Annotated in this window: 11 protein-coding genes; 8 read left to right on the plus strand and 3 right to left on the minus strand. The window is 72.3% G+C overall.

What is annotated here, in order from left to right:
* Positions 1-2: 2 nt before the first annotated feature.
* Positions 3-731 carry a hypothetical protein gene (locus WMF22_RS48005; protein WP_438034107.1) on the minus strand — a complete coding sequence of 243 codons (729 nt, stop codon included), beginning with the start codon at positions 729-731 and terminating at the stop codon, positions 3-5.
* Between the two features lie 293 nt (positions 732-1,024).
* Here WMF22_RS48005 and WMF22_RS48010 point away from each other — a divergent pair, with 293 nt between their 5' ends.
* Both WMF22_RS48010 and WMF22_RS48015 read left to right on the plus strand, forming a co-directional pair.
* Positions 1,025-2,509, plus strand: coding sequence for a serine/threonine protein kinase (locus WMF22_RS48010; RefSeq protein ID WP_437296522.1), 1,485 nt, complete (start codon positions 1,025-1,027; stop codon positions 2,507-2,509).
* A 238-nt stretch (positions 2,510-2,747) separates the two neighbouring features.
* Entirely contained in the window at positions 2,748-3,902 is a 1,155-nt protein-coding gene (locus WMF22_RS48015; RefSeq protein ID WP_438034108.1) for a ferritin-like domain-containing protein, read from the plus strand.
* A 56-nt stretch (positions 3,903-3,958) separates the two neighbouring features.
* Here WMF22_RS48015 and WMF22_RS48020 read toward each other — a convergent pair whose 3' ends face one another.
* On the minus strand, positions 3,959-5,044 hold the full coding sequence (locus tag WMF22_RS48020) for a hypothetical protein (protein ID WP_438034109.1): 1,086 nt from the start codon (positions 5,042-5,044) through the stop codon (positions 3,959-3,961).
* Positions 5,045-5,327: 283 nt separating this feature from the next.
* Complete coding sequence (locus WMF22_RS48025; protein WP_437296525.1) at positions 5,328-5,549, minus strand: hypothetical protein; 222 nt, start codon at positions 5,547-5,549, stop codon at positions 5,328-5,330.
* A gap of 333 nt (positions 5,550-5,882) precedes the next feature.
* Here WMF22_RS48025 and WMF22_RS48030 point away from each other — a divergent pair, with 333 nt between their 5' ends.
* The 6 genes from WMF22_RS48030 (at position 5,883) to WMF22_RS48055 (ending at position 13,925) form a co-directional block, all read left to right on the plus strand.
* Complete coding sequence (locus WMF22_RS48030; protein ID WP_437296526.1) at positions 5,883-6,635, plus strand: RNA polymerase sigma factor; 753 nt, start codon at positions 5,883-5,885, stop codon at positions 6,633-6,635.
* A complete protein-coding gene (locus tag WMF22_RS48035; RefSeq protein WP_437296527.1) occupies positions 6,632-7,948 on the plus strand; it encodes a FecR domain-containing protein in 1,317 nt (438 codons plus the stop codon). The genes WMF22_RS48030 and WMF22_RS48035 overlap by 4 nt, the downstream gene beginning before the upstream one ends.
* Positions 7,949-8,059: 111 nt before the next feature.
* A complete protein-coding gene (locus tag WMF22_RS48040; protein ID WP_438034110.1) occupies positions 8,060-10,288 on the plus strand; it encodes a biotin carboxylase N-terminal domain-containing protein in 2,229 nt (742 codons plus the stop codon).
* A gap of 206 nt (positions 10,289-10,494) precedes the next feature.
* Positions 10,495-11,619: a hypothetical protein gene (locus tag WMF22_RS48045; RefSeq protein ID WP_438034111.1), complete on the plus strand. Its 1,125-nt coding sequence runs from the start codon at positions 10,495-10,497 to the stop codon at positions 11,617-11,619.
* A 109-nt stretch (positions 11,620-11,728) separates the two neighbouring features.
* Positions 11,729-13,153, plus strand: a complete 1,425-nt coding sequence (locus WMF22_RS48050; RefSeq protein ID WP_438034112.1) for an SIR2 family protein — start codon at positions 11,729-11,731, stop codon at positions 13,151-13,153.
* Between the two features lie 340 nt (positions 13,154-13,493).
* Positions 13,494-13,925, plus strand: coding sequence for a hypothetical protein (locus WMF22_RS48055; RefSeq protein WP_437296531.1), 432 nt, complete (start codon positions 13,494-13,496; stop codon positions 13,923-13,925).
* Positions 13,926-14,263 lie beyond the last annotated feature (338 nt).

Genomic DNA, 14,263 nt, shown 5'->3' on the forward strand with positions numbered 1-14,263 from the left:
CCTCATGGCAGGAACGTCGTAATCACCGCGGGCCACGACTCGCCTCGATCGTCGGTGCAGCTCGGGCGATAGCCGTCGGCCGCGCCGGGCGCGTCACACGCGAGATCGCATGAGCCCACGATGTGAATGTTCGGGCACTCTCGGACGCCCCCGCCGGGCTCGGGGAGCCCCGCGGCGCAGTCCCTGCTGAGGGCCCGAGAGCTCTCCACGTTGGATTTGTTGTAGCAGGCATAGAGGCGGGGCGGGGTCGCGAACAGATCGCCCCAGAACGCGCCTTCCTCGATCGGATACGACTCGACCTCGCTCGCGTCCGGGTGCCTGAGGGCGAGGTGCGCCGCGCGCGACGAGATCATCACGGAGACGCCGGCCCGGTTGGCGCGCGACGCCACGCAGGCCGAGACCCACTGCTCCCGGGACTCGCTCAGCGGCGCGATGGCCCAGCTCGCCGCGAGCCCGAGGTAACCCTGGTAGACCTCCTCGCGCAGCTCGCCGCGCTCGTCGCGCCACGAGAACCTGAACGACTGCGACGGGGTCAGCGCGCAGCCGACGATGTATTGAAGGAGCTGCCTGGACATCGCGCCGAGCTCCCCTGGGCGGGTGATGGCGGCGCGGACCGCCGCCGAGAGGGCGTTCGAGGCGAGTCTGTTCGGGGCGAGCGCAATCGGGTCGAGGGCGTTCGGGTTCAGCGCGTTCGGGTTCAGCGCGTTCGGGTTCAGCGCGTTGTGATTCACGAGCGCACTTGAGACCTCGTCGACCGACCCCCACTCCGCGGGAAATCCGTCGCTGCCACCGCAGCACGGCACTGAAGCCAACAGAAATGTGTGTGCGCACAGAGCTCGGATTCGCCTCTTCATCTGTCCCCCTCCGCGCCCGTTCTGCTAGCAGATGGAATAGGCTACCGTAAGGATAACGATGGATTTACTGTACCACTTGGCGAAGCGGCGTGTAGCGCCAACCCGGCCGTCTGGCGCGGAGAAACTCCTCGCTCGGGTGAGTCCTTAGTCGCATCGGGGGGGTTATGACGATGGATGCTTTGGCGACACGAGATAACGAGACGCGGGCATTTTCACTGGAGGAGAGGTCCTTTTCCCGAGGCGAGCTGCCGTGCGGCACGCGGGCGGGTGAGTACACCGTTGTGTCGCCCATCGCCCGGGGCGGATGTGGGGCCGTGTACGAGGCCATTCACCTCCGGACCGGCGAGCGCGTGGCGATGAAGGTGCTCCACGGCACGCTCGCCGCGTCGCCGAAGATGGTGAAGCGCTTCCTGCGCGAGATCGAGGTGGTGCGGCTGCTCAACCACCCCGGGATCGTCGAGATTCATGACGCCGGCGAGCTCGCGGACGGCCGGCCATTTTATATGATGGAGCACCTCGACGGGGTGACGCTCGACGTGCTCCTCCGGCAGGAGGGGCGGCTCTCGCCGGAGCAGGCGCTCGAGCTGCTCGAGCCGGTCTGCTCGGCGCTCGACGCGGCGCACGCGGCCGGGATCATCCATCGCGACGTGAAGGGCAGCAACATCTTCGTCTCGCGGGGCGCCCCGCGGGCGGTCAAGCTCCTCGATTTCGGGATCGCCAAGCTGATGGAGCCGGACGAGGGGGCGAGCGGCTTCACCACGGCGGGGAGGGCGCCTGGCACCCTCACGATCATGGCGCCCGAGCAGATCCTCGGCGGCGTCCTCGACGCGCGCGTGGACGTGTATGCGCTCGGCGTCCTCCTGCACAGGCTCCTCACGGGCAAGCTCCCGTTCTACTCGCCGGACGCGACCGAGCTGCTCCGGCAGCACCTGGAGGAGCCCGCGCCGCGCCCGAGCCGGCGGACCCCGCTGCCGCCCGCGCTCGACGCGGTGGTGCTGCGCTGCATGGAGAAGCAGCCGGAGCACCGCTATCCTTCGGTGAAGAGCTTCCTTTACACGCTGCGCGAGGCGGTCGGCGAGCCGACGTCGGGGCGGAGCAGCATGCCGGAGCTCCAGACCGACGCGATCGCGATCTACCTCGATCTCCGGGTGCGCACCGACGCCGACGATCTCGACGACGCGCTCGCCGAGGAGCTCGGCCTCGTGCTCGACCTCGCGGAGGAGCGCCTCCGGGACGCCGGGCTCACGCTGGTCTCCGTGACCGGCAGCGAGATCCTCGCCGTGCGCCTCCTCTCCAGCGAGCTGCGGGAGTCGCTGCTGGAGCGCGCGGCGGTGATCGAGATCGCCGCCTCGCTCCACGAGGAGATCGCGCTGAGGAGCGGCCCGGACACGCGCGTGCACACGAACCTGTGCCTGCACGCCGGGCAGGTCGTGGTGCGCTCGGCGAACCACCCGGAGATCATCGGCGGCGACCTGGCCCGGGTCGGGGCGTGGGCGCCCGTCGACGCGGTGCACGCGCTCTGCGCGACGGAGGCGGCGGTCCGCGGGATCGGCGGACTCGAGCTCTCCGCGGGGCCGCCCGGGCTCCTGCTGATCGGCGAGCTCTCCGGGCACTGCTCCTCGCCGGCGCCGACGCTGCGGTGCCGCGCGCTCTGACGCGGCCGGCGTCGGCCCTTCAGCGACGCGCGCCGCGCCCCCGCGACGCGCGATGTCAGGTCGGCGACGGGCGCGCGCTCGGCGTGGACCCCCTGGCCGACTCGGGAGCTCCCGGAGTCGATATGACGACGCAAAAACGAGCGAGGGGCGATTGCCGCTCGATGATAGGTGCCATTATAAGGGCCGCCCGCGGGTCGCTCGGCCTCGCGCCCGCGCCTCGCGGCTCCGGAAAGCTCTCATGTCCATGCGCCTTCAGCAAGCACTCCAGACCCTCCTCGATTCCGCCCCTCTCCTTCGCGACGCATCGAGCAGCGGTAACGTCCGTGTGCTCGCCTCGCTCCTCGGGCCCGCCTTCCGCGGCTTCGTCCAGCGGCGGGGCAAGGGCGTGGTCTCGACCGATATCTCGGTTGGATACGAGGCCAGCTTTAACTGGAGTTACGGGCGGGACGACCCCGACATGGCGAGGCTCTACCACCTCGCCAAGACGTCCCAGTGGGACGCTGCGACAGACCTCGACTGGTCGCGGAGCGTCGACTGGCTCGACCCGGCAATGCCGCTCTTGCCCGACAGCTGGATGCCGCCGTCCAAGCTGCCCGCCTGGGGCAGGCTCTCCGAGCGGGAGCGCGCGACGCAGCGCCACGGGCTGCTCTCCTGGATGCTGAGCCAGTTCCTGCACGGCGAGCAGGGCGCCTTGTTCGCGGCGTCGCAGATCACGGAGTGCGTGCCGTCGCTCGACGCGAAGCTCTACGGGAGCACGCAGGTCGCCGACGAGGGGCGCCACGTCGAGGTGTTCCACGCCTACCTGACGCAGAAGCTGGAGAAGCTCTACGAGATCAACGACAACCTCTATGTCGTCATCGACGCGATCATGAGCGACGGCCGGTGGGACATGAAGTTCCTCGGCATGCAGATCATGATCGAGGGCCTGGCGCTCGGCGCGTTCGGCTCGATTCGACAGATGACGAGCGAGCCGCTCCTCAAGGACGTCCTCCGGTCGGTGATCACCGACGAGGCGCGCCACGTCCACTACGGGGTGCTCGCGCTGAGCAGGTTCTACCGCGAGGGCATCGACGAGCGGGCGCGGAGGGAGCGTGAGGACTGGGCGTTCGACCTGTCGGTGCTCCTGCGCAACCGCTTCCTGGCGCACGAGTTCTATGACGAGTTCTACGCTCACCGCATGACGCGCTGCGCGTGGGACGAGCTCATGCTCCAGAGCGACCTGATGGGGTTCTTCCGCCGGACGATGTTCAGGCGGATCGTGCCGAACCTGAAGCGGATCGGCCTTTTGTCCGCGCGGATGCGGCCGCGCTACGCCTCGCTCGGCCTGCTCGAGTACGAGCACGGGCGGGCGGCCAGCGAGCTGACGGCCAAGGAGCTGCTCGACGACGCGTGAGGCGAGGGCGGCCGAGGGCGAAAGACGCGGACGCCCGCGCCGGCCCCGGGGAGAGATCAGCAGGTGGACCGGGCGCAGGCCGAGAGCTCGACGCCGCACCGCCTCTGGATGCAGGCGAAGTCGCCGTTGCAGGCGGCGAGCGACCTGAAGGCGCACGAGAGGGCCTGATCGGCGAAGAACTGAGCGTTGGGGCAGCCCCGCGAGACGCAGCTGGAGACGCACGCGACGCTGAACTCCGGCGGCATCCGCTCCCTGTCGATGCACCGGGCGGCGCAGGTGACCACCTCCTGGCAGTCCACGGGCTCGCACGCGCCGCAGTCCTGGGGGCAGATGCCGCAGGTCTCGAAGCTCTCGCAGACGCCGTTCGAGCACACCGAGCAGACGCCGCAGTCGCGCCGGCAGGACGCGCACGTCTCCGTCCCCGAGCAGACGCCGTCGCCGCACGTGGCGCAGGCGCCGCAGTCGTCCGGGCAAGAGAAGCAGCTCTCGATCCCGCCGTTGCACACGCCGTTGCCGCAGGCCTCGCAGACGCCGCAGTCGGGGGCGCACGAGCGGCAGTCCTCCCGCGGCGAGCAGACGCCGTCGCCGCAGCCCTGGCAGACGCCGCAGTCGCCCGCGCACGTCGCGCACGTCTCGGCGCCGCTGCACACGCCGTCGCCGCAGTTCGGACACACCCCGCAGTCGCCCGGGCACGTCGAGCACGACTCGCTCGCCGGATCGCAGGCGGCGTCGCCGCAGCGCGGACAGAGGCCGCAGTCCTCGGCGCAGCTGCCGCAGTCCTCGGCGCCGTTGCAGGCGCCGTCGCCGCACCCCCCGCACGGGCCGCAGTCGATCGCGCAGCTCGAGCACGTCTCTGTCCCCGAGCAGGCGCCGTCGCCGCACCCCTGGCCCTGGCACGGGCCGCAGTCGGGGGCGCAGGAGCGGCAGTCCTCGGCGCCGTTGCAGGCGCCGTCGCCGCACGCCGGGGGCTCGGCGCCGGACGAGCTGTCGTACTCCCACGTCTCGGTGCGGCCGCAGCCCGCCCCGAGCGAGGCCCCCGCGAGGGCGACGAGCGCAGACCAGGCGAAGGCGCGCGAGGAGAGGAAGCCAGGGCGACGCCGCCCGGGCCGCAGCAGGAAGCTCAGCCGGCTTGTGGTACCCATACGATCAGCCCCGGGGATCACGAGAGGTCGGGTTGTCAGAAGGAGCGGGACCGGCTCGCGGGCTGCAGCGGCGCCGCGATGAGCCGTCCACGGGAACGCGCGCGGACGGAACATACATGGAGACGGCCCACGGATGGCGCCAAAGCACAGGCGCGCCGCGGGCCGGGGCCGCATGCGCGACGCGGGGCACAAAATAAAAGAGGGCGGCGCCTCCGGAGAGGCGTCGCCCAAAGCGCTCCGCGGTGCGCGCTTCAACCAGGAAGCGACGTGCCGCGCAGAGAGCTCACTTGGGGGCGTCGGCGGGGGCCGCCGCCGGGTCGGCCGCCGGAGCCGCCGCCGGGTCAGCCGCCGGCGCCGCCGCCGGGTCAGCCGCCGGAGCCGCCGCCGGGTCAGCCGCCGGGTCAGCCGCCGGAGCCGCGCCCGGGTCGGTCGGGGCCGGGGCGCTGCCGCCGCAGGCGACGACGAGGGACGACACGGCGACGAGCGCAAGAACGAGCTTCTTCATGGAATCCTCCGAAAAAGAGGGCGGTCAGGCCACCCTCACAACCAACAGGCGTGTGAACCGCACGCAAATCCGGCGGCCACCACCCAGACGCCGCTGGGGGCCAGAACGGCTCACAGTTTTTTCGATGAGCCGCCCGGGCCCGACCAGGCGTCTAGAAAAGTGTGGGAACCTCGGGGCGCTCCTGATGCCGCTCTGGACAGGAGCTCAGGGCTCGGCGCTCCGCCCGGGCCGCTGCCCCGCCTCCCGCGAGGGCACCGCGATCACCGTCTGCTGTACATTTCCAGTCATGTCCCCTGGTACGAACGCATGGCTCTGAGACCTCAGCGAGGGCGCTTGCGCCTTGTCGAACCGGCCGCCCCGGCTGCCCCGGCCGCGGAGGCCCAGGAGGACATGGGCGACGCCGGGCCCGCGTTCGCTCCGGAGGAGCGCGGCCGCGGCGATGGCCGGTTCGGGGGGGCGGGCGCGCAGGACCGGCGGTCCTCCGCCGCGACCGGGCCGGCCGAGCGCGGAACGGGCCTCGCGGAGCTGCCGGACGCGCAGCTCGTGGTGCTCGGCGCCCGCGGGGACGTGGGCGCGCTCGAGCAGCTCTACCGGCGGCACGTCGCCTTCGCCATCCACCTCGCGACGCGCATCGAGGGCTCCGCGCGCGACGTGGAGGACATCGTCCACGACGCGTTCCTCCGCGCCTACGAGCGCCTCGACGATCTCGTGGATCCCGCCGCGTTCCGCGCCTGGCTCGGGTCGATCATCGTCCACAAGGTCCGCTCGCGGATGCGGCGCGCGCGGCTGCTCGGCGTGCTCGGGATGGGCAAGTCGAGCGAGCCGGTCGATCTCGACGCGCTGGCGAGCCCGGCCGCGTCGCCCCACGCGCGCGCGCAGATCGCGCAGATCTACGCCCTGCTCCAGACGTTGCCGGCGGACGACCGGATCGCGTGGATCCTCCGCTCGGTGGAGGGGCACGATCTCGAGACGGTCGCGCAGATGACGGGCTGCTCGCTCGCGACCGTCAAGCGGCGGATTTCGCGGGCGCAGCAGTTCCTCGACGGTCATTTTGTAGATTCAACCAGCAGCGAGGTCTCATCATGAGCCGGCGAGGGCTACCCCGGATCGCCACGGCAGATCTGCGCGACCACGCGACCGAGGAGCGGATCGCGCGCGTCTGGGACCGCATCGAGCACGACCTCGGGGCGCGCGAGCGCTCGTCGCCGCGGCGCGCGGGCATGGCCGCGATGCTCGCGGCGGCGACGTTCGCGGCGTTCGGCGGCGGCCTGTGGCTCGGCAAGGCGATCTGGAGCGACGAGCGCGCGGCGCCCGCGCCCACCGCCGTGGCGCCGGCCGACGACGCGCCGTCGCTCGTCGACGTGTTCGCCGCGGGCTCGCAGGGGCGCACCTTCCAGCTGCCGGGCGGCGGGAGGATCTCGCTGACGGCGGGCACGACCGTCGAGGTCGAGCAGGCGGACGGCGGCGCGCTGACGCTGCGGCTCGTGCAGGGCGAGGCGTGGCTCGACACCGTGAGCGGGACGCGCACGGCGGCGCTCGCGCTCGTCGCCGGCGAGGCCCGCCTCGCGGCGGCGGCGGGCAGCGTGCTGCGCGTGAAGCACAACGTCGACGCGATCGACGTCAACGTCGCGGATGGCTCGGTCAAGCTCACGTCGCCGGCCGGCTCGCGGGAGCTCGGGCGCGGCGACGCCGAGGAGGGCGTGCCGATCCGGCAGCGGATCGCGGTCGTGGCGCCGCCGGAGCCGCGGCGCGCCCGCGCCCCGTCGCTCCCGCGCTCGAGCGCGGAGGTGGCGCCGATCGAGCCGCCGGCGGCCGCCGCGCCGGCCGCCTCTGCCGCCGCCGCGCCGGACTGGCGCGCGCGGTACAACGCGGGCGACGTCGCCGAGGCGCTGCAGAGCCTGCAGCAGCAGAGCGGCGGCATCGACGGGGCCATCGCCTCCGCGAAGACGGCGAGGGAGCTGATGGACCTCAGCGACCTCTTGCGCGGGAAGGGCGGCGATCGCGCCGCGGCGATGCGCGCGTTCGCGCGCGTGGTCGAGGGCTTCCCGAGCGACGCGAACGCGCCGATCGCGGCCTACAAGCTCGGCGACATGCACGCGAGCATGGGCGAGCAGGCGCTGGCGGCGAAGTACTACGAGCAGGCGCGCTCGCTGTCGCCCGAGGGCAACCTCGCGGAGGACTCGTTCTGCAAGCGCATCCGCGCCGAGGTGGTCGCCGGCCACAAGGAAGAGGCCTCTCAGATGGCCAAGGAGTACGTGGCCAAGTACCCGGACGGCCGGTGCGAGGACGTCCAGCGGATCGTCTCCGGCGAGTCCGGTGAAGAGGCGGTCGAGCAAGAGGAGCACGCGGCCCCGCCGCCCCAGCCTCCGCCGGCCCCGGACGCGAGCCCGACCCCGTAGCGCGGGGGCGCCCGTCCACGTCGATCGCGCTCCGCCGAGCGCGGCGGACACGCTTGACATCCCCTAGCGGTTCTGCGCTTGCTTGCTCGCCGCGCCGGAGAACCGCTCAGGATGACCACCGCCGTCCGCACCAGCTCTCTACCCGCTCGCAACGACGTTCAATCGCTCCCGTCGTGGAAGCTGGTGTTGCCCCGAGGCGGCTATGTGTCCTCGATGGAGGCGTTCACCACGGCGATGGGCGTCCCTGGCTTCGTGCTGCTCGATCTGGGCACGCTGGCCGGCGGCAAGGACGCGCACCGCCTCCTCGGGCTGCGGTACCTCATCGCGAACGGCGAGGTGTGGAGGACGCACTTCGGCTGGCAGCGCCCCCTGGAAGCGGCGCTGCGCAGGGCGCTCCTCGACGAGGAGCGGGTGCAGGAGCACCTCGCGGCGGCGGAGGGCCTGCTCGCGCGGATCCGGGACACGCGCGCGGCGATCACGGCCGCGGACCGCGACGGGTTCGCGCGCTACCTGGAGGGCGGGCTGCTCCGGGCGCTGAAGCGCCGTGAGTTCGACGACGAGCGGCTCCTCAAGTTCCTGATCCTGGAGCAGGACGAGCCCTCGCTCCGCGACAAGGCGGCGGAGCTCCTGCGCTCCCGGGCCGGCGACCTCCTGCGGGAGGACGCGCAGGCGCTGGATCTCCTGTACGCCGCCGTGCATCGCCTGGACAGCTACCCCGCCACGACGGTGAGCGCGGGCCAGCTCAAGTACGTCCTCGTCGCGGACAAGGGCGAGATGGGCGTGCGGGCGACGCGGGAGGCGATCGCGCTCGGCAAGATCCCGGTGGTCCTCTACAGCCTGCAGGACGACGCGAACGCGCTGCAGCTGCGGATCGCGCGGGAGGGCGGCGGGTTCGGCGTGGGGCTCGAGGGGAGCTTCCGCGAGAGCTACGCGAACTTCACCCAGATCGCGGACAAGGTGAGGGCCGAGTTCGAGCGGCGCTTCGGCGACGGCTGGCAGGAGGAGCTGTCGCGCGCGGGGCTCTACCCCGGGTACGGCCCGCTGGCGGAGAACGCCGCGGCCATCCGGCACTTCCGCCAGAAGAACATCGTCTTCGTCGGCCCGATGCAGGACGTGGTCGAGAGCGCCGGCGACAAGCGCAAATTCCGCCTGATGGCCCAGGATTTCGACCCGACCGCGGTGACGCCGGGCATCGTCATCGACAGCGACGATCCGGGCGAGATCCAGCGGATCGTCCTGGAGGCCCACGCGGCTGGGCGCTTCACGTTCCCGGGGCGGCTGAAGGCCGCCAACGGCGGCGGCGGCCGCGGGCAGGCCGTCATCCCGACGGTGGAGCAGGTGCCTCAGGCCATCCAGAAGGTCCTCGGCGAGATCAAGGCGTACAACTGGCAGCCGGGCGTGATGTTCGAGCAGAACATCCCGGAGACGATCCACCTGGAGGTGCAGGTGCTGCGGGATCGCTACGGCAACGCGCGGCACTTCGGCATGCGCGACTGCAGCGAGCAGCGCGCGAGCCAGAAGATCCAGGAGGAGGCGCCGCCGGCCCTGCTCCGGCGGTACCCGGGCCTGGAAGAGCGCATCTGCGGGCTCGCCGTGCGGATCGCGGACCGCGTGGGCTACGTGGGCGCGGGCACCGTCGAGCTGATGTTCAAGGAAGGGAAGTTCTACTTCCTGGAGATGAACACGCGCATCCAGGTGGAGCACCCCGTCAGCGAGGAGAGCTACGCCATCAAGCGGAAGCGCAGCCGCGTCCCCGTGAACCTCGTCGCGTGGCAGATGCGCATCGCGGACGGGCAACCCATCGATTTCGAGCAGGACCACGTGGTGCAGACCCACTGTAGCCGCGAGTTCCGCATCAACGCGGAGAGCTGGAATCCCGATCTCAGGGACTCGCGGGACGGCGGCAAAGGGCTGTTCTTGCCCAACGCGGGTATCTTCGATCGCATCGCGCTCCCCGACACCGACCCGATCCGCGAGGCGCTCGAGGAGAAGGGCCTCACCGACCTGAAGGTCCGCTTCGACTGCGGCTTCGAGGCGGGGGACGTCCTCGTGAACAAGGACCCCACGTTCGGCAAGCTCATCGTCTCCGTGAGCTGCAAGGACCCGGACAGGGCCTATGAGCTCCTGCGGCTCGCGTCCCTCGAGGTGCTGAAGAAGATGAAGATCGAGGGGCGGCAGGTGCGGCCCGACGGGACGCCCATCCAGGGCTCGCCCTTCAAGACGAACCTCCAGGATCACGTGCGCATCCTGAGGATGCCGCTGTTCAAGCGCCATTCGAGCGGCGACGACACCGGACGTCACGTCAACTGGCTCGTGGCCGCGTTCCGCCAGGAGGCGTGAGCCGGGGTAGGCAGCCGCGCTCCCCTGTGGGGTGAGCGCTGGCAGCGAAATAATCCGCGAACGCGCGGCCGTTCTCGATCGAGGGCGCGTCGCGGTGGATTCGTCCGGCCAGAGCAGCCTCGGTGAGGTGGTCTCGGACGACAAGAAAGAGGCAATTCAGATCGCAACAAGGTATGTGGCCAAGTACCCCGATGGCCCGTGCGAGGATGCCCAGCGGCTCATCTCCGGCGCGGACGGCGCCGCAGAGGACGGGCTTTGGCCGCCTGCCCCCGGCGCGCCCCCCGCGCCGGGATCTTCCCGCGCTCGCCGCCTCCGCGGTCGTCGTCCAGCTGAGCTTCGCCCTCCCGGCCGCGGCCGCCGAGCCGCGCGCCGTCGTGGCGATCACCGGCCGCGCTGCCGCGCCCGTCGCGCCGCGGCTCCCCGAGGGGGCGGCGCCCATCGAGGTGCGCGTCGCCCTGTCGCGCGGCGCGGCGGAGGAGGTCTCGAGCGTCCGCGTGCGGCGCCTGCTCGAGATCGAGCTCCCGGACGGCGCGGCGCTGGCCGCCGAGCCGGTCGGCCCGCTCGGCGACCGCGTCGCGAGCGTGTGGGTCGACCGGCCCACCGCGGCGCGCCTCGAGATCCAGGTGCGCCTCGACGGCCGCGCCGTCGTGCGGCGGCAGATCGCCGTCTCCGGCCTCACCTCGGACGTGGCCGCGCGGCTCGTCGCGATCGCCGCCTCCGAGATGATCCTCGCCGAGATGCGCCGCGCGCGCGCCCCGCGGCGGCCGCCGTCGCCGCGGCGCCCAACGCAAGACGAGGTCGAGCTCGCCTCGCGCGATCTCGACACCCTGTCCGTCTCGGCCGGGCCCTACGGGGCGATCGTCTCGGGCGGGCCGCGGGTGCTCGGCGGGGCCGGCCTCGCGCTCGGCCTGCGGCGCCTGCGGCTCACGGAGTCGCTGTTCGCCCGCCTGCTGGCCGCGCCGTCCGGCGGCGAGCCGCTGCGCTGGATCGAGGCGGGCTTCTCGGGCGACTACCGCTTCTGGCTGGCCGCCTCGTGGCGCCTCTCGATCGGCGCCACCGCCTCCGTCGCGTCGCTCAGGCTGCCCGCCGCCGTCTCCGTCGATGGCATCGCGGGCGAGCGCGACACGTGGTCCGCGCGCGCCGGCCTCGGGCTCGGCGTGGAGACCCGGCTGGGCGGCCCGGTGTGGCTCGGGCTCACGCTGGACCCGGGGATCGTGCTCCGGCCTGCGCCCTACGAGGGCGCCCGCGGGGAGGCGGGCGCCGTCGAGGGGGCCTGGCTGGGGGTCGGCCTCTCGCTCTCCACCGAGCGGCGCTCCGCGCCGCCGCGGTGAGGGTGCGGCGCTCCGCGCCGCCGCGATGAGGGTGTGGTGCGGTGAGGGTGCGGCGCGGTGAGGGGGCGGCGCCGCCCGCTGGCGCAGATCCGCGGTATCTTGATCGCTGATGGATGAAGAGATCCTCGAGCAGCTGCGTGAGCGCTACACGTCAGGGAACCTGATCGTCTTCGCGGGCGCCGGCGTCTCGGCGGCCGCGGGCATGCCCACCTGGAAGCAGCTCGCCGAGAAGCTGCGCGACCGCGCGCGGCGGCGGAGCGCGGACCAGGCGGTCATCGACGAGATCCAGCAGTACATCTCCTCGAACCAGCTCATCAACGCGCTCTCCGCCGCGAGGCTCGCGCTCGGGCCGCAGGACTTCAACTGGACCGTCGACAAGGAGCTCGACGACACCGGCCGCGACGTGCCGGCGCTGGCGCGGGCGATCGCCGCGCTCAAGCCGAAGCTCAAGGCCGTGCTCACAACGAACATCGATCGCTTCCTGGAGCGCGCGTTCCAGGGCGAGTGGCGCATGGTCGATCGGCCGGCGGGCGACGTCGCCATGGACAGGGGCTTCATCCTGAAGCTGCACGGCACGCTGCGGGCGTGGGACACCTGGGTGTTCTCGCGCGACCAGTACGACCGGGCGATCTTCGGCTCGCCCCTGCTGCAGGACGCGTTCGGGGCCCTCTACCGCACGCACTCCATCCTGTTCGTGGGCTTCGGCCTCGCCGACGACAACATCGACCAGACGCTCGCCCGCGTGCGCGCGCTCTCCGGCGGGCAGCCGCCGATGCACTTCGCGCTGCTCCCGAAGGGGGTGCCGCCGTTCCGCCGCCGGCTGCTCGAGGAGTCGGGCGTCCAGCTCATCGTCTACGAGAACCAGGCGGGCGATCACGCGGAGGTCGTCCAGGTCCTCCTCGGCCTGGAGCCTGGCGCGGCGGCGCCGCCGCATGCCGCTGCGCCGCCGCACGCCGCTGCGTCGCCGCATGCCGCTGCGCCGCCGCACGCCGCGCCGCGGGCCGCGCAGCCGTCGTCGCCCACGTTGCCGTCCTCGCCCGTGGCGGCACGCGCGCCGGGCGCGGGCGCGACGGCGGCGCCGCGGCCGGTGCGCGTCTTCTTCTCCTACGCCTCGCGCGACGAGGAGCTCCTCGCGCGCCTCGAGGCGCACATGACCCCGCTCCGGCGGGAGGGGCTGATCGCGCCGTGGCACAGCGGGAAGATCGGCGCCGGCGAGGACACCGAGCGCGCGATCGGCGAGCAGCTCGAGGCGGCCGACCTCGTCCTCCTCCTGGTGAGCGCGAGCTACCTCGCGTCCGAGCAGGGCGACGCGCAGGTGGCGCGCGCGATGGAGCGGCGCGCCGCGGGGCAGGCCGTGGTCGTGCCGATCCTGCTCCGCCCCTGCGACTGGGAGACGACGCGCTTCGCCGAGCTCCAGGCGGTGCCGCGGGACAAGAAGCCCGTGAGCAAGTGGCCCGACGAGGACGAGGCGCTCCTCCAGGTGGTGCGGGAGATCCGCGCGGTCGTGACGAAGCTGCGCCCGTCGCTGAGGTGAATCTGCGCGCCGCTCGCCCGAGCGGCGGCCCTGCCGCGCTCGGGCGGCGGCTCCGTGATGCGCGAGCATGCGCGAGCATGCGCGAGCGGCGGCCTGGCCGGCGCCGGGCGTATTCCGTACTCTTCCGCCTCATCGGCTCGTGAAGGATCGCCGCTCCGCGTGATCGGCGCCGGGCTGCCCGGCGTGCCCGGAGGGCTGTCTGGATTTTCTCGCGCTCTTCCGGGCCTCTGGCCTTGTCGCGCTGCGCGCGCCGCAGCGGGCGCGGATGCACATCGGGACGCGCATGCGGCTTGCTATGTCCGCTGGGCGCACAGCGCGAACGAGCGGAGAGGTGGCCATCGTGAGCCCATTGCACAGAGAACGGATGGTGACGGCGCGCGAGAGCAGCCAGCCCGAGGCGCGGTTCGCCGACGAAGAGATCCCACCCGAGTCGGGCCGCCAGCCGGCCGTCTACACGGCGCGCGGCGGGCCCACCGGAGAGCCCTGGCCGGAGCGCGCGCCCGTGCTCACGCCGGAAGAGGCGCGCGAGCTGTCCGAGCGCTGGAGCGCGATCCAGGCGGGCTTCATCGAAGCGCCGCGCCTCTCGGTCGAGCAGGCCGACGCGCTCGTGAACGAGGTGATCCAGCGGGTCACGCAGAGCTTCCGGGAGGAGCGCGCCGCGCTGCAGCGCCTCGTCGACGGCGAGCCCGGGCGAGCCGAGGCGTCGACGGAGGAACTCCGGCTCGCGCTGCGCAGGTACAGAACGCTGCTCGGGCGCCTGCTCGCGTTCTAAATTCGCGCAATCCGCGCCCGCGCCTCAGCGGGCTTGCGGAGGAGGAACCAGCGGAGCGCCGTCGCTGACAGCGGAGACCGCGCGGCGCTGACGCGATCATCTCCCGAGGGGCCGGAGCTCCTCCGCTCGCGGCCGGCTCCGGCGCCCCGCTGTACCAGGGTTCTGCACCTGTCAAGCATGATGTCGCCCTCTCGGTGAGCTTTGAGGTGGACCAATGAGGCGGCGACTGGCGCAGGACCATCGATTTGGGGATGGACGTAATGTCTTTGAATCGATCATGTCGTCCCGCTTCCTTCGATAGGTTCCGAGTACGCAGGCTCTCTCTTCCTGCTATAGAT

It is taken from the genome of Sorangium sp. So ce204, from assembly GCF_051526795.1.
GTDB lineage: Bacteria > Myxococcota_A > Polyangia > Polyangiales > Polyangiaceae > Sorangium > Sorangium cellulosum_B.